The sequence below is a fragment of the Marinobacter flavimaris genome (assembly GCF_045057155.1).
In the GTDB taxonomy this organism is placed as follows: domain Bacteria; phylum Pseudomonadota; class Gammaproteobacteria; order Pseudomonadales; family Oleiphilaceae; genus Marinobacter; species Marinobacter manganoxydans.
On the sequence record NZ_CP171359.1, the window covers coordinates 3,726,861 to 3,746,342 of the forward strand.

The window sequence follows — 19,482 nt, forward strand, 5'->3', positions numbered from 1 at the left end:
GGTTTGTGAGTCCGACCTGAAGGATTATTCGATAACGTCGCTGATCTGGACCGTTGGCTGAACGTTGGTGAAGTTCGGGATGTCGCCAAGAATTTCCTTGGCATGGGGGCCGAAGGCGGTCTGGAAATCGGCAACAGAGTCAAAATACATGTGGCCCATGGCAATGTAAGTGGGGCCCTCTCCCGGGGCGCCGCCGGCCAACCCGGATTCGATGGCTGTGCGCTTGCAGGCATCGCCCAGCCTGTCGCGGACCAACGCCATGTGCGTGTCTCGGTAGTAGGCAAGGTCAAAGGTGCTTTCTGCGGTTTTCGGATACATCACACTGACTTTGATCATTTCGGGCCTCGGTTTGTGGAATCGCGGGGACCCTCTTTTAGCGCCTCGGCCACCCGTTCGTCAATCTTGCGGATAAGCTCCTCGTCTGCCTCGCCAGAGGAATGTGCTTTTAACATGTCGGTGCTTGCCCGCAGATTGCCGATAAAGGTCCGGCAGTCCTTGCACATCATCAGGTGCATTTTGACTGACATGTTCTGGAGAACAGGCAGCTCGCCATCAATATAGTCGCTGGCAATTACCGCGAGATCCCTGCACATCAGCATTCGCCGGTCTCCTGGAAATTCTCCACCATCAGAAAGATCTTTTGCCTCGCTCGATGCAAAAGAACACGAAGATTAGAGGCACTGACGTCAAGAATGTTACAGACGTCATCGGATTTATGCTGGTGGGCTTCGTAGAGCATCAGCGCCGAGCGCTGGGTTTCCGGAAGGGAGGAGAGGTGTTTGTCGAGGCAATCGCTGAGGGCGCCGTTCTCCATCAGGGTGTCGGCGGATTCATGGAATTGAAGTTTGGGTGGCAACTCCCAGCGTCCTTTGGCGTTAAAACGATGGGCCAGTTCTGGCTCCAGGATGTCCGAAAAGTCTGTTGGGACTTCCCTGTTGGCCGATCGAAGCTGATTCTTGCAACGGTTGGCAACAACCCGGTGCAACCAGGTTTTTAAACCTGAACGACCTTCAAAGCCATGGATCGCATCAATAACTTTAACCCAGCAATCCTGAACGGCTTCTTCTGCACTGGAATGATCCAGATAGAACCGGGCGACTGCTAACATGCCGGGGGTGTAGGCACGTACTGCTTCCTGAAAAGAGTCATTATCACCCGTTTTCAAGCCCTGAATCAGTTCTATCTCCTTTTCCCGACTTGAGTCAGTCATGACCGTTCCCTTTTATGAGCAATTGTTCAAGAATAGCAGTAAGTTTGGAAATCGGTCGATAAGTTCCCGGCGTATTCGGTAGGCGGTGTAATCAAATTGTTAGATATTCATGAGCAATCGTTGACACAATGCGTTGCCGAACGACGTACAACAACGGTAAGCCGGTAACGAACACTGAGCCCAAGGTTTGATGTAACACTTCCGGGATTGGGGTGTCTCTTCGTTATCACGTTCAAGGTAGAAAGGATTATTTCATGACACTCAAGAAATGGATTCTGGTCGCGTTGATTGCGGCTGTGGTTGTCGGGTTTATTGCCAGTGGTGGTAGCGAGCTTCTGACTCTCGAGAACCTGAAGCAAAACCAACAGTCCCTCGGTAACTGGATCGATCATAATCTGTTGGTTGCGGTGCTGGGCTTCGTTGTTGTTTATGTCGTGGTAACAGCGCTTTCTCTGCCAGGCGCTACCATCATGACTCTGGCTGGTGGTGCGTTTTTCGGCAATCTCTACGGTCTGGCAGCCGTCTCCGTTGCTTCAACTATCGGTGCGTCGCTTGCTTTCCTGGTGGCGCGGTTCCTGATGCGAGACACGCTTCGAAAACGGTATGGCGAAACCGTGGCGAAGATGGATCGCGGCATTGAAAAAGACGGCGCCTTCTACCTTGCAACCCTGCGGCTTGTGCCGGTATTTCCCTTCTTCCTGATCAACCTGGCCATGGGCCTGACGGCCATGAAGCTGCGCACCTATGCGCTGGTAAGCTGGATCGCCATGTTGCCCGGCACCTTTGTTTATGTGAATGCGGGTACCCAGTTGGGCCAGATCCAGTCCACCGGCGACATCGTCTCGGCCGATCTACTGCTCTCCTTCGCGCTACTGGGTCTGTTCCCGCTGATTGCCAAATTTGTGGTGGGCTTTATCCGCCGCCGCAAAGTGTACGCCGGCTGGCAGAAGCCCGAACATTTCGATTACAACCTGCTGGTCATAGGCGGTGGCTCTGCCGGTCTGGTCTCCGCCTACATTGCCGCAGCCGTGAAAGCCAGGGTGGCTCTCATAGAGAAGCACAAGATGGGTGGCGATTGCCTGAATACCGGCTGCGTACCCTCCAAGGCCCTGATCCGCAGCGCCAAGGCCGCGGATACCCTGCGCCATGCCAATCGGTACGGGTTGGAGTCCGTGCCGGTTAAAGGCTCGTTCAAGACCATTATGAACCGAGTCAAAGATGTTATCGCCAAAGTGGAGCCCCACGACTCCCCGGAGCGATACCGAAAGCTGGGTGTTGATTGCATCGCCGGTGAAGCCAGCTTCGTGTCGCCCTGGGAGCTTGAGGTCCGGCACAACGATGGCCGCACGGAGCGCCTGACTGCCCGCAGTATCGTTGTTGCCACCGGCGGCAAGCCGGCCGTACCTCCGATCCCCGGTCTCAAGGACATGCAGCCGCTGACCTCCGACAACCTGTGGGAGCTGGAAGAGCAGCCGGAACGTCTGTTGGTGCTGGGCGGTGGTCCGATTGGCTCCGAACTCGCCCATGCGTTTGCCCGCCTGGGCAGCAAGGTGACTCAGGTGGAAATGGGCGAGCGCATTCTGGCCAGGGAAGATGAGGATGTCTCCGAACTGGTTCTGAAGCAGTTCCAGGCGGACGGCGTGGATGTCCGGCTGAAACATTCCGCCGCCGAGTTTCGTATAGAGGAAGGAGAGAAGGTTGCCTACTGCGAGCACGAGGGTGAGCGGATACGCATTCCTTTCGATCAGGTGCTGGTTGCTGTTGGCCGTGCGGCCAACACCGCCGGCCTGAATCTGGAGCGGATTGGGGTGGATACCCTGCCGAACGGCACCGTGCCGGTGGAGGAGGACATGAGCCTGCGTTACCCGAACGTATTCGCCTGCGGCGACGTGGCGGGACCCTACCAGTTTACCCACGCCGCGGCGCATCAGGCCTGGTATGCAGCTGTGAATGGTCTGTTCGGACAGTTCAAGCGCTTCAAGGTGGACTACCGCGTGATGCCGTGGGTTACTTTTACTTCGCCGGAAGTGGCGCGGGTGGGACTTAGCGAAGCCGAAGCAAAAGCGCAGGGTGTCGCCTACGAAGTGACCCGTTATGGTATCGACGATCTGGACCGGGCCATTGCGGAGAGCGAGGACCACGGCTTCATCAAGGTTCTGACCCCGCCGGGCAAGGACAAGATCCTGGGTGCTGTGGTGGTAGGCACACACGCAGGCGAAATCCTGGCCGAATTTACCCTGGCGATGAAACACGGCCTGGGCCTGAACAAGATTCTGGGCACCATTCATCCGTACCCGACCTGGAACGAGTCGGCGAAATACGCCGCCGGCGAATGGAAGCGCGCTCATGCCCCCGAAGGCATCTTGAAGCTGCTGGAAAAGCTCCATGGCTGGCGCCGGGGCAGGGGTGGAAACGAGCCGACAAAGCAAAAAGAAGTGACGACAAGCTGAGGCCATACGGCGATGACTGAACCAAACAGGCATCGCCCCTGTCTCTGCCCCTGGAATTCTGTACAAGCGAGGAGCATTCATGCCCCTGACTGAAGTTCGACCGGCCCGGAAAAATCGCATTCCGGCCGTTGAAGTCCTGGAACCCCGGGCCCGTGATAGCTGGACCCACACTCGCAACGGCGACCCCCGGGGTTACATCGATGCAGACAAGCTCAAAGAGCTCTGGATCCACACCGGCACCGCCTGCAATCTGGCGTGTCCGTTTTGCCTGGAAGGTTCGCACCCCGGCGATGGCCGCATTCCGGGCATGAAGCTCAGTGACGTGAAGCCGTTTATCCACGAAGCCATCGACATGGGGGTGGAGCAGTTTTCCTTCACCGGTGGTGAGCCCTTCGTGATCCGGGACTTCGTCAATATTCTGAATTACGCCAGCCAGCACCGGCCCTGCTTCGTGCTGACCAACGCCACCGAGCCGCTGCACAAGCGACAGCATCAGGTGCTGCCTTTGCTGGATAACCCCTACCCGATTCATTTCCGGGTCAGCCTGGACTTCCCGGACAGGGCCCGTCACGACAAGGACCGCGGTGACGGCAGCTTTGATGAGGCCTTGCAGGGCATCCGCTGGCTGGTCGATCAGGGCTTCAAGGTGTCCATTGCCCGCCAGACCGATCCGGAGGAAATTCCGGCAGATGTCGAAGCCGCGTTCCGTGACATCTTCCGGGAGTGGGGCATTCCGGAGAACCTGGCATTCACCGCATTTCCGGATCTGGGTACGCCAGGCTCGGAAGACGGCAGCCCGGAGATTACCGAGACCTGCATGGAGAAGTATCCGACCAAGGAGGCTCGCTCTCATTTCATGTGCACCTATACCCGGATGCTGGTGAAGAAGGGCGATGAGGTTCGGGTGTATGCCTGCACTTTGGTGGACGATGACCCGCAGTATGACCTGGGGGGGACGCTGACCGAGAGTATGGATGAGCGCATTATGTTGCGGCATCACCGGTGTTTTTCCTGTTACCGCTTTGGGGCTAGTTGTTCGGCGCCGGCTTGATTCTGGTGTAGGGCCGCTCAGGACTGATTGCTGGTCATTGGCGGCCTGGGAGGTGACGTTATTTTCCCTTGGGAAAAACAACTCGCTTCGCTCAGACATCTTTTTCCTGGCGGGAAAATAACCTCACCACCCAGACCGCGGGTACGGCTTTGCTATTCGGTTGTTGGCTATCTCCTTCGCCGGGGAAACCAGAACGGAAGTTGAACAAGGGGCAGGCCGGTAGGGATTTCAAAAAATGTGGAGCGCCATGGACGGCGCGACCAAGCCCCCCATGGATGGGTTCACGGGCGTTTTTTTGAAATCCCTACCGGCCTGTCCCGAAAGGCACCCAAACCAGAAACCCGGGAAAAACCCCGGATTAAACGACAAAGAACAAGGTAAGAAAACATGAACTTCACAGAGGCCTCCCTGTTCTGGGGATTCCTGCTGGTCTACGGCGTGGTGATGTATTGGCTGTCGCCCAGGAGCAAGAACGCGAATTCTTTTTATAAAGGCGCCGATGACCAGGGTAACCCGGTGGGGCAGTGGTCGCTTACGGCCAGTATTTTTATCAGCTGGATCTTTGCCAAGTCGGTGACCAATGCGGCGAACCTGGGTGCGGCTTATGGCGTGGTGGGCGGTCTGGCCTATGCCAGTTACTGGCTGTCGATTCCTGTGGCGGGGTATGTGATTTACCTGATCCGAACCCAGACCGGGGCGCGGAGTCTGCAGGATTTTCTGACCTCCCGCTTTGGCCGGCTGGCCAGTCTGGCGTTTGCGGCGGCGATTCTGATCCGGCTTTATAACGAAGTCTGGAGTAATACGGCGGTGGTGGGCGGTTATTTCGGGTTGCCCGGTGAGTGGGAGTATTACGCGGCGGCGATGCTGTTTACGGTGTTTACTCTGGCCTACAGCCTGAAGGGTGGGCTGCGGTCTTCGATTTTCACCGATGTGATTCAGGCTTTCGTGTTTGTGTTCTTTGTGGGAGCGGTGCTGTTCCTGATCATTCCGGCCAACGATACCAGCGCCTTGCTGACCAATGGTGAGTTCCGGCTCAACGCCGGTTTTGACCTGCTGTTGGTGGCTTTGCTGCAGCTGTTCAGTTATCCGTTCCACGATCCGGTGCTGACCGACCGGGGCTTTGTGAACAAGGAAAAGACCATGCTGAAGAGCTTTGTGGTGGCCGGGCTACTGGGCTTCGTGGCGGTGTTTATCTTCAGTCTGGTGGGTGTTCACGCCCGTCTTAACGGCATTGAGGCCATGGGCAACGCGCCTGCTGCCGTGGGCCAGTCTCTGGGCCTGGCAGCGTTGTTCTTCATGAGCGTGGTCATGATGACGTCGGCGGGGTCCACCCTGGATTCCACTTTCACGTCGCTGGCCAAGTCGCTGGCGGTAGATCTGCCCAGGCTGGCGCAACGTGCCTCTGACAAGCTGCCGAGCATGCGGGTGGGTGCGGTCGTGATGGTGATCTTTGCCTTCCTGGGCAACCTGCCGATGTTCGCCGGCACCGATATCCTCAAGGCCACGACCATCTCCGGGACGATGGTCATGGGGCTGGCGCCGGTGTTCCTGTTCTACGGTTTCACCAAGTGGTCGCCGTGGAGTTTCCATCTGAGTTTCTGGACCGGCCTGGGGCTCGGGGTCTTGCTTGCGGTTGGGCTGATTCCAGCAAGCTGGGCCATTGGCGATGGCAAATACGCCATGTTGCTGGGCGTGAACGCCTATGGCTTCCTGATCTGCACGGCTGGCTTCTTTACGCCTTTAGTGCTTCGTCGTCTTGCCGGACGGTCACTGGCGGCGGGGGAGGCCTGAGCCGATGAGCGAAGGCCGCAGCTGTCCGTTGGCGTACCGGTACTCTGCCGAATCGCTTTGCGAGGATCCCCGCACGGTTTCCGAGGACGTGCTGTATATCATTGGAGGGCTTTACGGGAATCCCTGGGCCCTCGATGAAATCGAGCAGATGGCGCTGGCGGAGGAGCGTCAGGGGCACCGGGTGAAGCTGGTGTTCAATGGTGACTTCAACTGGTTCAACGCCAGCGATCGCCTGTTCCGAACCATCAATAACCGGGTGTTGGATCACACGGTCAGTCTCGGGAATGTGGATTTCGAGCTGGCGAATCCCAGTGCCGGTGCCGGATGCGGTTGCGCCTACCCGGATTTTGTCGATCAGGGCGTAGTGGAGCGGTCGAACCTTATCATGGAGCGGCTTCAGGGGATTGCCGGGGAACATCCGGATATCCAGCGTCGCTTGTCCTTGCTGCCGCGGTATCGATGCCTGATCTTTGGAGGCCTAAAGGTTTTGGTGGTGCACGGGGATCTGGAGTCCCTGGCCGGATGGGGGTTGGCTCACGAAGCTTTTGTCGAGGGTAACGATGGCAAGCTCTCGCAATGGTTCCTGGCGTCGGGGGCCGATGTCATTGCCTCAACCCACACGTGCCTGCCGGTGCTCTGGTCGGGGTTGGTGGGTGAGCAGAATCGGGTGGTAGTGAACAATGGCTCCGCAGGCATGGGGAATCTGCAATCAGACCCGCGTGGGCTGATCACCCGGATTGGTCTGTCCAGCCCCGTCATTGAGCCGGTTGCCGGAATTGAGCGGCATGGGCTGCATGTGTCTCTGCTGCCTGTATCCTATGCACTTGAGGCCTGGTTGCCGGAGTTTGACCGGTTGTGGCCGGTCGGCTCGCCTGCCGCTGTGTCCTATCGGAACCGAATTCTGAAAGGCACCTCACTGAGTGCCGATGATGTGATTTTTCCTTCACTAATTTAACCATTTTGTCACTGGCGAATGCTTCAATCCGGTCTATTCTGAAAGAGTGAGCTGGAGCCTTGCCGTAGGCGGGTTTGAGCTGTACTTGAAATATATTTTGTGGTCTATATAATTCAACACTAACTTTTTGCCACGAATTGATCTCGTTATGACATCAGAAGGATCGAATACCACCGCCATCACGCTTCGCACACCGGTGAAAGATGATGGCTTCAGGCTCCACCAGCTGGTGGCAGAGTGCCCGCCGCTGGACCCCAACTCGATTTACTGCAACCTGTTGCAGTGCAGCCACTTTGCCGAAACCGGCGTGGCCGCGGAGAAGGACGGCGATCTGGTCGGCTTTATCTCCGGATACATCCCTCCCCAACAGCCCGAAACCATGTTTGTCTGGCAGGTGGCCGTGCATGAGAAAGGTCGTGGACAGGGCCTGGCCAAGCGGATGCTGAAAGAAATCGTTGGCCGTGATGCGTGCAAGAACGTCACCCATATGGAGACAACCATCACCGAGGACAACGAGGCCTCATGGGCGCTGTTCCGTTCATTCGCCCGTGATATGGGAGCCGAGCTCACCTACCACGAGCATTTCGAGAAAGAGACCCACTTTGGCGGCAAGCACGATTCCGAATTCTTGCTGCGCATAGGGCCTTTCACGAAGCCAGCCTGAGGGCCGCGGTCCTGGATCAGCCCTGCAACAAGATTGCGGCGCTGTGAACGACTGTAAAGCTGTGATTTGAATTAGCCGGCGGACCACTGAGGTAGGTCTGTCACAGGGCTTTAATCAACGCACGGTAGGCCTATCGCTACCCCATCAGCAGTTTTTGATAAGCCACCGCGCATCTACCTCGAACCTGACATGCTAAGAGGCAAGACGATGGAAATTTTCAAGTCGACTGAATCCGAAGTACGTGTATACAGCCGTGCGTTTCCGGTTATCTTCAACCGTGCCAAGAACGCGCACCTGTACACTGAAGATGGCAAGGAATACCTGGATTTTCTCGCCGGCGCCGGGTCCCTGAACTACGGCCACAACAACGACACCCTGAAGAAGGCTTTGCTTGAGTACATCGAGGCAGACGGCGTGAGCCAGGGCCTTGATATGTTTACCACGGCCAAGCACGACTTCATGGAATCCTACAAGAAGCACATCCTGGATCCCCGTGGTCTGGACTACAAAATGCAGTTCACCGGTCCCACCGGCACCAACTGTGTGGAAGCGGCCCTGAAGCTGGCCCGTAAGGTGAAAGGCCGCAGCGGCATTATTTCCTTTACCAACGGTTTCCACGGCGTGACCATGGGCGCGGTTGCCACTACGGGTAACAAGCATCACCGCGGCGGTGTTGGCACGCCCCTGGGCAATGTCGACTTCATGTTCTATGACGGCTACCTGGGCGACGATGTCGATACCCTGGCGATCATGGATAAACTGCTGAGCGATGGTTCCTCCGGTTTTGAACTGCCAGCGGCGGTAATCGTCGAAGCGGTTCAGGGCGAAGGCGGTCTGAACGCCTGTCGCGCGGAATGGCTGAAAGGTCTGTCGGAGCTGTGCAAGAAGCACGATATTCTGCTGATCCTGGATGATATCCAGGCGGGCAATGGCCGCACCGGCGAGTTCTTCAGCTTTGAATTTGCCGGTATCAAGCCGGACATCGTAACGGTTTCCAAGTCCCTCAGCGGCTATGGCCTGCCGATGGCCCTGGTACTGTTCAAGCCGGAGCTGGACGTGTGGGATCCGGGCGAGCACAACGGTACCTTCCGCGGCAACAACATGGCGTTTATCACTGCCCGCGCTGCTGTCGAGAACTACTGGAAAGACGATGCCTTTGCCAATGAGGTGAAGGCCAAGACCAAGGTGCTGGGCGATGCCCTTCAGTCGATTTGCGACAAGTACCCCGGTCAGTTCAAAATGAAGGGGCGCGGTTTGATGCGTGGTATTGAAGCAAAACACGCAGACATCACAGGCCCGATCACCAAACGTGCCTTCGAGCACGGCCTGATCATCGAGACCAGTGGTCCGAATGATGAAGTCATCAAGTGCCTGATGCCGCTTACAACCAGCGAGGAAGACCTCAAGAAAGGGGCTGCTCTGCTGGCAAAAAGTGTGGACGAAATCATGCAGGAAGGGCTCAGCGAGGCGTCGTAAGACGCCTGCACCTCCGGACATTCATGCTGCAGGATAGCAAAGGCAAGATTATGACCAGCCAACTACATACCGTTGAGAAAATCGGCGGCACCTCGATGAGTAACTACGAGGCCGTTCGTGACAACATCATTATCGGTAATCGCAAGAAGGACAATCTGTACCAGCGCATTTTCGTGGTCTCTGCCTATGGCGGCGTGACCAATGAACTGCTGGAACACAAGAAGACCGGTGAGCCAGGCGTCTATGCCCTGTTTGCGGATGCAGAGTCTGACTGGGCCTGGGGTGACGATCTCACCAAGCTGGTCAAGTTCCTGACCGACATCAACGGCGAGCTGTTCGAAGACCCGATGCTGAAGCAGCAGGCGGATCAGTTTATCACCGACCGGATTGAAGGTGTTCGGGGCTGCCTCATCGACCTGCAGCGCCTGTGCTCCTATGGCCAGTTCCAGCTGGAAGAACATCTGCTGACGGTGCGTGAAATGCTGGCCGGTATTGGTGAGGCCCACAGTGCCTTCAATACCGCCCTGAAGCTCCAGCAGGAAGGCATCAATGCCCGCTTTGTGGATTTGACCGGCTGGCGCGATAACGAGTTGCTGCCGCTGGACGAAAAGCTCAAGCAGGCCTTCGATGCGGTGGACCTCACCCGTGAGCTGCCGATCGTGACCGGTTATGCCCAGTGCAAGGAAGGTCTGATGCGTACCTTCGACCGGGGTTACAGCGAGATGACCTTCAGCCGGGTAGCAGTAATCACCGAGGCCCGGGAGGCGATTATCCACAAGGAATACCACCTGAGCTCTGCCGACCCCAACATTGTTGGCGCAGACAAGGTGGTGCCACTGGGCCGGACCAACTATGACGTGGCCGACCAGCTGGCCAATCTGGGCATGGAAGCGATCCATCCCCGTGCCGGTAAAGGCATGCGCCAGAACGAGATTCCGCTGCGTGTGATGAACACCTTTGAGCCGGAGCACACCGGTACGCTGATCACCGGCGATTACGTCAGTGAGAAGCCTCAGGTGGAGATCATCGCGGGCGCCAAAGGCGTTTTTGCCGTGGAAGTGTTCGATCAGGACATGCAGGGCGAGCCGGGCTCCGATCGCCGTATTCTGGATGTATTGAGCCGTTTCAAGGTTCGGTTCATGTCCAAGGACACCAACGCCAACACCATTACCCACTATGTGGGCAGCACGCTGAAACACGTCAAGCGGGTGGTCAAAGCGCTGAAGGAAGAGTTCCCCAATGCCGAAATCAACACCCGGAAGGTGGCGGTTGTTTCGGCCATCGGCAGCGATATGAAGGTTCCGGGTATTCTGGCCCGTTCCGTGAAGGCGCTGGCCGATGAGGAAATCAGTATTCTTGCGCTGCACCAGTGCATGCGTCAGGTGGACATCCAGTTTGTGGTGGATGAGGACGACTATGAGAAAGCCATCGTTGCTCTGCATGGCGTTCTGATCGAGCCTCACAACCATGAGTATGCGATCGTCGCAGCCTGAGTTTCTGTAACTTCCCCGCACGATACCCACAGCCGACCGTCCGTGTCGCCTGTGGGTTTTTACTGACCCTGCCCCGGTAAATCCATCAGCTACAGCACGTCGTATTCTTTGGTGTAAATTCTGACCGGTACCTAAGCCATGCGAACGACCGAAAGGCTGGGACCGTCTCCGACAACGCCCAACGATGGTGAAAGGGATTCCCTGGTCGGGCTGTACTTCAGGGATGCGTCCCGGTATGAACTGCTGACAGATGAGGCCGAACGCCGCCTCTCCCGCAAACTGACACTGTGCTACCGAATTATCAGTACCGAACTGGCCCTGCCGGAGGAGACTCCGCAGACGTTCCGGGAAGTGATTGGTAGCCTCGGAGACGCCTGTGCGTTTTCATCTCGATGTCGCCGGGCCTTTCATCTGGCGACGGCTTGTCGTCGCAAGCTGATACAGAGCAATCTGCGTCTGGCGGTGCATATTGCCCGCCGTTACGGGCAGCACGGCATCCCTATGTCTGACCTCATCCAGGACGCCAACGTCGGTCTGATCAAGGCGGTAGAGCGTTTTGATCCCACCAAGGGCTTCCGATTCTCGACTTATGCCTACTGGTGGATAAGCGAGGAAGTCAAACGCTGCCTGCAGCGGGGGACGCGGCTGGTGCACACACCGGAAAATGTGGTGGATGAAATTCGACAGCTGCACAAGGTGTCGCTGCGAATGCATCAGAGCCTTGGGCGGACGCCTTCCCAATCGGAGCTTGCCCGCGAAATGGAGGCAAGCCCGTCGAGGATCGGCGAGTTAAGGGCGCTGGCGACCCGGGAGATATCAACCGATGTTCCCCTTGTTGAGGACGGGTCCGTCACCCTCGGAGACAGCCTGGACGCCGGCGACCAGATGGCGCCGGATCACCCGATGTCGGACAGGGACCGGCAGCGCACCCTGAAGTCGATGCTCAGCGAGCTGAATGATCGTGAGAAAGACATTCTGTCGCGTCGTTATGGTCTGGGACTGCCGGAACCGGAAACGCTGCAGGTGATTTCCGACGATCTTGGCATCAGCAGAGAGCGGGTGCGCCAGATCGAGAAAACTGCCCTGAAGAAGCTGCAGAGTCGTTACGAATCCCCCGAAGATGCGTTTGGAGCCTGATTTACGTCAGGCTCCCGCATTCCCCTTCAGAATTCAGTGAGCAGTGTGCAGCAGGAGAAACCAGGCTGCCGCTGTAAGCTGACAGACCAGGACGACTGAGGTGAGGACGAGTCTCAGGCGAAGATACCAGGCTGGCCAATAGACCTTCATCCAGCGGGCGTCCACCAGATAGAGGGCGAGATAGGCACTGGTATACAACACAATCTGGCCACTGACAGGCAGAAGTAGCCCTATCCCTGCGGCCACAAAGAAGACCTGGCTGAGTAGCATAGTCATCAGTGGAGACAACGGGTAGCAGCAGTTGTCCAGCTGCATGGCAATGGGCCAATAGACGCCAGCCATAAACGCCAGAATGCCTGCGCTGTACAGATAGAAGTAGCCGAGAAGCGCCACACTGTATTGCGGCATGAAAAACAGCCCCGCCAAGAGGCCGATAAACGGGATCAACCCCGCGATGCCAACAAGGATGGCTAGTCTCGCTACAGCAATCACGGTTTCTGCCTCTGCACCCGGATTCGCATCGGTTCAACGTCGGTCGGTTCCATTCCCACCATTTCGTGGTAAGCGGAGGGGTGGACCACCTGGGTCTCCCGAATGTCGAACGACGCCAGGGTGTCCTGGATCTGCCAGGCACCCCGGAAAAGGCTGGTGGTTCCGTTCTTTTCCGAGAGGAGCAGGGTCTGGTTGTCCATACTCAGGCGGGCCATGTAGTGCTGGCCCTCAAGCGAGAGGATCTCAAGCAGGTCGATAACCGGACTCTGCAGGCTTCTGAGTTGGTCAAGAGTGATTCGCACAGTAAAGCTCCGCGGTTTCAAACACTCCAGAACTTACGACCCCCCAGCCTATTGAGATCATTGGCTTAGTAAATAGCATTCCCGGTGTTGTGGGCACTGAACCAGATGATCATTCACCATGCCGGTCGCCTGCATGAAGGCGTACACAATGGTTGGGCCGACAAAGGTGAAACCGGACCGCTTCAGAGCTTTCGACATGGCCTCGGATTCTGCGGTTGTGGTCGGCACTTCGGAGAAGGCGCGCCAATGGTTCTGGATTGGTTTATCGCCAACAAACGACCAGAGAAAATCACTGAAACCGATACCTTGTTCTCGCAGATCCAGATAGCCCCGGGCATTCTTGATGATCGATCTGACCTTTAACCGGTTGCGGATGATGCCCGGGTCTGACAGCAGTTCCTCGACCTTCGCTTCATCGTAACGGACGATCTTTTCCGGATTGAAGTCATCGTAAGCGGCTCGGTAATTGTGCTGTTTTCGCAAGATGGTGATCCAGCTCAGGCCGGCCTGTTGGCCGTCCAGGCAGAGTTTTTCGAAAAGGGCGAGATCGTCGTACTCCGGGCGGCCCCAGACGGTGTCGTGATAGTGCACGTAAAGCGGATCATTTCCACACCAGGGGCAGCGTTCAGCGGTCTCCATACAATAGCCTGTGTTATTTGTGTCTGGTTCGGGTTACGGGCTTTTTCGACGAATCGTGCGTTGGAACAGTGGCTCCCAGTAGGCCTCCATCGGCTCGGCATCCACCAGGGCGAAGTCCCGTGGCGGCGGCTCAAGTAGGGTGATTTCCGGCCATAGGGGCCGGCTTCCACGGTACACCACGGTCAACAGATAGCCTTCAATATAGCAACAGGCCGCCTGCCAGTCCTGCTCGGGCTGGTCGCCGTAGATCTCGAAATTCTTCCGCACCTCAAGCGTTTGCAGGTTGCCGGCAATGCCCCTGCCCGTGGCTTTCAGCCATGCTTCCTTCAGGGTCCAGACCTTGAGGAAGGTGTTGGAGTCGTCTTCGCGGAACAGCCACTCCTGCTCGACGGGGGAGAACCAGCGTTTTACTACTTTCTGCCATTGAGCATGGCGCTGGCAGGGTTCAAGATCCAGTCCAATGGGGGAGCCTGATAGAGTGGCGCAGGCAGACAGGCCCTGGCTGTGGCTGAGGGACAGTCGCCAGCCCTCGGGCGTGCCGGACGCATTAGGGCGCCCGGATACCGGGCAGCAGAGGTCCGGTGCCATCTGCGCTGACTTGCCGATGGCCTGACGAATCAGCCAGCGGCTGGAAAGGTATTCTCGTTCCCGGGGACCGCTGAACTTGCTCGCTGTCTGGCGTTCGTAGTCAGTCAGCCAGTGCGGGTGCGCAATTTCGGGCCCGTCGGTCTGGTGACACAGCCAGACCGACGGTCGGGATTCAGGGTTGAAGTCGCTGGATGAGCCAGCCATCGCCTTTCCTCACATATTCAAAACGGTCGTGAAGCCGGCTGGGCCTGCCCTGCCAGAATTCGATACGCTCCGGCACGATGCGATAGCCGCCCCAGAAGCTGGGAAGAGGCACTTCGCCCTCGCTGAACTTCCGCTTGATTTCGGCAACCTTCTGTTCGAGTAGGCCCCTGGACGTAATGGCCTTGCTCTGTTCGGAAACCCAGGCGCCGATCTGGCTGCCCCTGGGGCGCGATGCGAAGTACCGCAGGGATTCGGCCTTGCTGACTTTCTCAACGGCACCCTGGATCCTTACTTGTCGGTTCAATCCGATCCAGGGGAACAAAAGCGCCGCCTGCGGATTTTCCTCCATCTCCTTCGCTTTGCGACTGCCGTAGTTGGTGTAGAACACAAAGCCATGGTCGTCGAAGTACTTCAGCAATACCGTGCGGAGATCTGGCATGCCGTCCTGCCCCGTGGTCGCCAGCGACATGGCGTTGGGTTCCAGAATGCCTGCTTCCCGGGCATCCTCAAACCAGTTCTGGAACTGCTGCACCGGATTATTGTCCAGTGCATCGCGATCCAGCCCCTCGCTCTCGAAATCACGACGCATATCGCCGATGTCCATAACCTGTCCTCTTGCCTGCGCGTAAAACGCCCCGGGAGAAATACGAGCCAGAAGCATATCGGGTTCAGGGTTCACTGTCAGCGCTGCTTATGTCTGAAACGGTTACATAAACCCAACAATAAAGTGAGACCTGTATCACAGCTGGCCCGTATCTCCTTCGACGCCGATGCGGGTCTGGTTTGGGCAAACTGCCTGGCTGGCCCGCGCGCACACACAAAACAAAGGTTTGCACAAATGATGTCCGAATATGATCTGCCCCTGGTTGTCGCCTCCTTTCTGGTTGCTGTATTGGCAGCTTATGCGGCTCTGTTTTTTGGTGCCAGACTCGTTAATGCGGAGTCTGGCGAACGTCGGAAATGGCTACTGGCCGGCGCCCTGCTGATGGGCACCGGAGTCTGGACGATGCATTTCGTCGGAATGCGGGCTATGCCGATGGGTGTTCCCATGTCGTTTGATGTGATGATGACGTTGGTTTCCTGGCTCGCAGCCGTGCTCGCTTCCGGTGTGGCTCTGCACATCATCGGGCGCAAACAATTGGGAGTCCCTCTGTTCGTCAGTGCGACCCTGTCCATGGCCAGCGGTATCGTAGTGATGCACTACCTGGGCATGTATGCCATGCGCATGTCAGCGCCGCCAACGTTTAACACCGTATTTTTGCTGATTTCGATCGCGATTGCCGTTGTGGCTTCGGGAGCTGCGCTTGCCCTCTGCCGGAAACTGCAGGGCATGGACGGATCCGGCACCCTGGCGGTACAGTTCGTGGCCGCCCTGGTGATGGCCGCTGCAATCTGTGGGATGCATTACACGGGCATGATGGCGATGACCTTTCCGGAGGGCGCCGTGCCTGCAGCTGACAACGGCCTGCGGGGGAACTGGATGGGAATACCCCTGGCAGTCTTCTGCATTGCGATGCTGGCCGTGGCCCTGGTTGTGACCGTTCTGGATGTAAAACATCAGCGGGCACTTGAGGCATTCAAGGCGGAAGAGGATAAACGGGTGGCAGAGCTTGCCTTTACCGATGCCGTTACCGGCCTGCCCAACCGGTCAGCGCTGGAACAACGCCTGCTGGATATCCTTGCCCGGGACAACGACCGCGGCAACCCGTTTGCCTTGATTTACCTCGACATCGCCAACTTCCGTGAACTGTCCACCGGAATGGGTGATGAGTCGTTGAACGCGGTCGTCAGGGAAATCAGCGAGGCATTGCGTGATCAGATGTCGGATCAGGTGTTTCTCGCCCGATACTCGGCCAGCGCCTTCTTTGCCCTGGTGCCAGATCATGAAGATAGCCAGCATGCCTTCATGTACAAGCGGTTGCGGCAGATTGATCAGCGTATCGGCACGCCTTCAATGCCGGTTACCTGGCGCGCCGGCCAGGCGGCCTATCCGAAAACCGGCAATTCGACCCGCAAGTTGGTGCGGGCTGCCATGGTACCCAGAGACCTCAATGAGATCGGCGAATTTGCGAACATGGCCGCCGACCCGGAGTTAGTGATGCCGGGTCATAACCGTCACAGCTGACAAACAGCCTCTGGGACGACTATCCTTGTGAACAGGCAGGTGGGCAAGATTGCCCCGGGAATCCGCCGTTTAGAAGGAGATGTCCGTGGCCCAGAGCCGTAAACGCAGTCATATGCCCAGGAATCTGTTGATCGGATTCCTGGTGCTTTTCATCCTCTATGCCCTGGCCGGTTTCCTGCTACTTCCCTGGTGGCTGGAGCGTCTGGTACCCGAGCAGCTGGACCAGCGTATGGGCTGGCAGGCAGAAATCACTGATATCCGAACCAACCCGTTCACCCTTCGAGTTGAGGCGCTGGGTCTGTCGGCCAACGATCCCCAGGGTGAGCAGGTGGTTGCCTTTGACCGGCTCATGTTGGACATGAACTTTTTCCAGCTGGTTCGGGGTATTGCCGGGTTTGAAGCCATCCAGCTGGATGAGCCCTATGTTCGGGTGGATCTGCTGGAGGACTACAGCGTCAATTTTGCGAGAGACTGGCAGGCGGCCAACCCGGGACCTGCAGAACCAGCGCCTGAAGCGTCGCAATCGGATGACGCGGCGGCGCCACCCCGGCTGTACTTCGGGAAAATTGAACTCAACGGCGGCGAAATGTTGTTCCGGGATTTTACCCAGGCGGACATGGCCGAGTTCCGGATTACCCCGATGGATCTTACCCTGAGTGATCTGGCCACCTGGCGTCGCGAGGGGCAGGACAGCGATTACTCCCTGCTGGCGGCGCTGGGCAGTCAGACCATCGAGTGGCAGGGTGATCTGAGCGTCGCCCCGTTCTACTCGAACGGCACGCTCAAGGTGTCATCGGTGGGCTATGAAACCCTGGCTCATTTCCTGGCTCCTTTCTTTCCCTATGATCTGCGTGGTGGCAGCGTCACCCTGAGCTCCGACTATGAAATCCAGGCCGGCGACGGCTTTTTCCTGGAGACGGCCAACGGTCAGCTGCAACTCGAGAATCTGGCCGTCGCTCTGGATGAACAGAGTGAGCAGGCGAGATTGACCAACGCTGAGCTTTCTGTGGATGCTGTCGGGTTCGACTTGAATGGCCGCGAAATCCGTATCGGCCAGGTCTCTCTGGACAAGCTCGATGTGGCCGTGGCCAGGAGCGCAAACGGAGAGATTGACTGGTTGGCGCCGCTGGCCACCAACAACGGTGAGACGGAGGGCGGCGGCGAAGCGTCTACCGGCGGCCAGCCATTCCGCTGGTCAGTGGCGGGCGTCGCGCTCTCCGGTGGGCGTATTCTCTGGCAGGACAGTCAACCGGCGACAGCGACTGAAATTGCCGTAGAGCAGCTTTCCGCATCCATCGGGCCACTGAGCCATCTACTTGAAGAACCGGTCTCTTACGAAATAACCGGAAGCCTGGCCAGTGGCGGCCAACTGTCACTGAACGGCCAGCTGACACCTGCACCGTTTACCCTGGAAGCCGCCATCTCCGGAAACGGCATCGCTCTGGCCGCCTTTGAGCCCTACGTTCAGGAAGGCGCCAACCTCGCCATTACCAGCGGCACTCTGGGCGTTGACGGCAACCTTGATCTGGATGGGCAGCAGGAGCCTCTCACGGGCACCTTCAGCGGCACCGCGGAAGTGGCCGGTCTGGATCTGAAGCTGCCCGACAGTTCTGGTTCGCTGGTTTCCTGGCAAACTCTGCGCCTGGCACCTATTGAATACAACGTGTATCCGGCACGCCTGGAAATAGGAACGGTGACCCTGGCCCAGCCGGTCATCAACGTTGTCCGCAATACCGACAATATCCACAACGTCGAGCGGATCGCCAAAGCGCCAGCGGCCGGTGGTCAGCAGGAGGCGACCGCAGATGCTCAGCAGGGGGAGGATTCCGAGCCGGGGTTCATTTTCCGTATTGGCCAGCTGATGCTGGAAAATGGCGAGCTGGCGTATACCGACCGCACGTTGGCGCCGGCGTTTACCACCTGGTTTGATGAGCTGAACGGCAGCGTGACAGGCCTCAGCAACATTTCCCCACAACAGGGCAAGGTCTCTATCCGGGGCCGGGTCGGCGGCGTGGCGGACCTGGACTTTGAAGGCACCATTGGCACCCTTGGTACCGAGGATGTCAGCGATCTGAAACTGAATATGCAGGAATTGTCCCTGCCTGCGCTTTCGCCTTACTTTGGTCGTTACCTGGGTTATGGCGTGGACAGTGGCAAGCTGAACCTGAATCTTGATTATGAAATTGCCGGATCCAGGATCGATGCGTCCAATCTGGTGGTGATGGATCGTCTCGAGCTGGGTTCGGCCATCGCCAGTGATCAGGCCGTTAATGCGCCGGTAAAACTCGGCCTCGCGCTGCTTCGGGACAGTAAGGGAGTGATTGAAGTCGACTTGCCCATCAGCGGCGACCTGTCTGACCCGGACTTCAGCGTCGGAAAAGTTGTGATGCGGGCGTTCGTGAACCTTCTGGCCAAGGCAGCGGCCTCACCGTTCAGTATGCTCGGCTCGATTGCCGAGCTCGCCGGCCTGAGCGGGGAGGAGCTCGGGAAGGTGAGGTTTATCCCCGGCAGTATCCAACTGGCCGAAGGCGAGGCGGAAAAGCTGGCCGCTCTGGCAGACGCGCTGCTGGACCGGCCGGACCTGTTGCTGAACATACGTGGCAACGTTGAGTCCCAGGCAGATGGCCTTGCCCTGTTGCGTGATGAACTGACTGCAAGTGGTGAGCAGGACCTGTCGGAGGAGGCATGGCAGGAGGCCCGGGAAGCCTACCTGGCCGGTGAGCGGTCACTTGCGCCGGAGGCATTGAGAAATCTGGCATCCTCGCGAGGCCAAAGCTTGCGTAACATCATGCAGCAAACCCACGGAGTCCCTGCCGATCAATTGTTCCTTCTGAGTCCGGCCCGCAATGCGGAAGTGGGTGATGAGGGCAACGTTATCGTGGCGTTCAACCTGGACGTGCGATGA

Annotated in this window: 18 protein-coding genes; 10 read left to right on the forward strand and 8 right to left on the reverse strand. The window is 57.8% G+C overall.

What is annotated here, in order from left to right:
- Positions 1 to 24 precede the first annotated feature (24 nt).
- The 3 genes from ACGK9W_RS17400 to ACGK9W_RS17410 are packed head-to-tail and all read right to left on the reverse strand — an operon-like array spanning position 25 to position 1,210.
- Positions 25 to 336 carry an EthD family reductase gene (locus ACGK9W_RS17400; protein ID WP_008176874.1) on the reverse strand — a complete coding sequence of 104 codons (312 nt, stop codon included), beginning with the start codon at positions 334 to 336 and terminating at the stop codon, positions 25 to 27.
- Positions 333 to 599: a zf-HC2 domain-containing protein gene (locus ACGK9W_RS17405; protein WP_008176876.1), complete on the reverse strand. Its 267-nt coding sequence runs from the start codon at positions 597 to 599 to the stop codon at positions 333 to 335. The genes ACGK9W_RS17400 and ACGK9W_RS17405 overlap by 4 nt, the downstream gene beginning before the upstream one ends.
- Positions 593 to 1,210: an RNA polymerase sigma factor gene (locus ACGK9W_RS17410; RefSeq protein ID WP_008176878.1), complete on the reverse strand. Its 618-nt coding sequence runs from the start codon at positions 1,208 to 1,210 to the stop codon at positions 593 to 595. The genes ACGK9W_RS17405 and ACGK9W_RS17410 overlap by 7 nt, the downstream gene beginning before the upstream one ends.
- 254 nt (positions 1,211 to 1,464) lie before the next feature.
- On the opposite strand from ACGK9W_RS17410, the gene ACGK9W_RS17415 reads away from it, so the two are divergent.
- From ACGK9W_RS17415 to ACGK9W_RS17450, 8 genes are all read left to right on the forward strand, one after another.
- Entirely contained in the window at positions 1,465 to 3,660 is a 2,196-nt protein-coding gene (locus tag ACGK9W_RS17415) for an FAD-dependent oxidoreductase (protein ID WP_405417863.1), read from the forward strand.
- 79 nt (positions 3,661 to 3,739) lie between these two features.
- A complete protein-coding gene (locus ACGK9W_RS17420) occupies positions 3,740 to 4,711 on the forward strand; it encodes a radical SAM protein (protein ID WP_405417866.1) in 972 nt (323 codons plus the stop codon).
- A gap of 387 nt (positions 4,712 to 5,098) precedes the next feature.
- Entirely contained in the window at positions 5,099 to 6,502 is a 1,404-nt protein-coding gene (locus ACGK9W_RS17425; protein ID WP_014578974.1) for a sodium:solute symporter family transporter, read from the forward strand.
- A 4-nt stretch (positions 6,503 to 6,506) separates the two neighbouring features.
- A complete protein-coding gene (locus tag ACGK9W_RS17430; RefSeq protein ID WP_008176885.1) occupies positions 6,507 to 7,457 on the forward strand; it encodes a hypothetical protein in 951 nt (316 codons plus the stop codon).
- A 148-nt stretch (positions 7,458 to 7,605) separates the two neighbouring features.
- Complete coding sequence (ectA, locus tag ACGK9W_RS17435) at positions 7,606 to 8,121, forward strand: diaminobutyrate acetyltransferase (protein ID WP_008176886.1); 516 nt, start codon at positions 7,606 to 7,608, stop codon at positions 8,119 to 8,121.
- A gap of 207 nt (positions 8,122 to 8,328) precedes the next feature.
- Positions 8,329 to 9,597, forward strand: coding sequence for a diaminobutyrate--2-oxoglutarate transaminase (gene ectB, locus ACGK9W_RS17440; protein WP_008176887.1), 1,269 nt, complete (start codon positions 8,329 to 8,331; stop codon positions 9,595 to 9,597).
- Positions 9,598 to 9,647: 50 nt separating this feature from the next.
- Positions 9,648 to 11,090 carry an aspartate kinase gene (locus ACGK9W_RS17445; protein WP_039882177.1) on the forward strand — a complete coding sequence of 481 codons (1,443 nt, stop codon included), beginning with the start codon at positions 9,648 to 9,650 and terminating at the stop codon, positions 11,088 to 11,090.
- A 138-nt stretch (positions 11,091 to 11,228) separates the two neighbouring features.
- Complete coding sequence (locus ACGK9W_RS17450) at positions 11,229 to 12,227, forward strand: RNA polymerase sigma factor RpoD/SigA (RefSeq protein WP_008176892.1); 999 nt, start codon at positions 11,229 to 11,231, stop codon at positions 12,225 to 12,227.
- A gap of 33 nt (positions 12,228 to 12,260) precedes the next feature.
- Here the strand turns inward: ACGK9W_RS17450 and ACGK9W_RS17455 are convergent, their stop codons facing one another.
- Genes ACGK9W_RS17455 through pdxH form a run of 5 tightly spaced genes read right to left on the reverse strand, consistent with a single transcriptional unit; the run spans position 12,261 to position 15,056 of the window.
- Complete coding sequence (locus tag ACGK9W_RS17455; RefSeq protein ID WP_008176894.1) at positions 12,261 to 12,719, reverse strand: DUF3429 domain-containing protein; 459 nt, start codon at positions 12,717 to 12,719, stop codon at positions 12,261 to 12,263.
- Positions 12,716 to 13,021: a DUF6482 family protein gene (locus ACGK9W_RS17460; protein WP_008176895.1), complete on the reverse strand. Its 306-nt coding sequence runs from the start codon at positions 13,019 to 13,021 to the stop codon at positions 12,716 to 12,718. Before ACGK9W_RS17460 ends, ACGK9W_RS17455 begins: the two co-directional genes overlap by 4 nt.
- A gap of 57 nt (positions 13,022 to 13,078) precedes the next feature.
- Positions 13,079 to 13,660: a DNA-3-methyladenine glycosylase I gene (locus ACGK9W_RS17465; RefSeq protein ID WP_008176897.1), complete on the reverse strand. Its 582-nt coding sequence runs from the start codon at positions 13,658 to 13,660 to the stop codon at positions 13,079 to 13,081.
- Between the two features lie 33 nt (positions 13,661 to 13,693).
- The gene (locus tag ACGK9W_RS17470; RefSeq protein WP_008176898.1) at positions 13,694 to 14,452 is read right to left on the reverse strand and encodes a 4'-phosphopantetheinyl transferase superfamily protein; all 759 of its coding nucleotides are present in this window, start codon (positions 14,450 to 14,452) and stop codon (positions 13,694 to 13,696) included.
- Complete coding sequence (gene pdxH, locus ACGK9W_RS17475) at positions 14,421 to 15,056, reverse strand: pyridoxamine 5'-phosphate oxidase (protein ID WP_008176900.1); 636 nt, start codon at positions 15,054 to 15,056, stop codon at positions 14,421 to 14,423. The genes ACGK9W_RS17470 and pdxH overlap by 32 nt, the downstream gene beginning before the upstream one ends.
- Before the next feature lie 234 nt (positions 15,057 to 15,290).
- Between pdxH and ACGK9W_RS17480 the strand changes: the two genes are divergently transcribed.
- Positions 15,291 to 16,577 carry an MHYT domain-containing protein gene (locus ACGK9W_RS17480; protein ID WP_008176902.1) on the forward strand — a complete coding sequence of 429 codons (1,287 nt, stop codon included), beginning with the start codon at positions 15,291 to 15,293 and terminating at the stop codon, positions 16,575 to 16,577.
- Between the two features lie 79 nt (positions 16,578 to 16,656).
- Positions 16,657 to 19,482 carry a DUF748 domain-containing protein gene (locus tag ACGK9W_RS17485; protein WP_039882155.1) on the forward strand — a complete coding sequence of 942 codons (2,826 nt, stop codon included), beginning with the start codon at positions 16,657 to 16,659 and terminating at the stop codon, positions 19,480 to 19,482.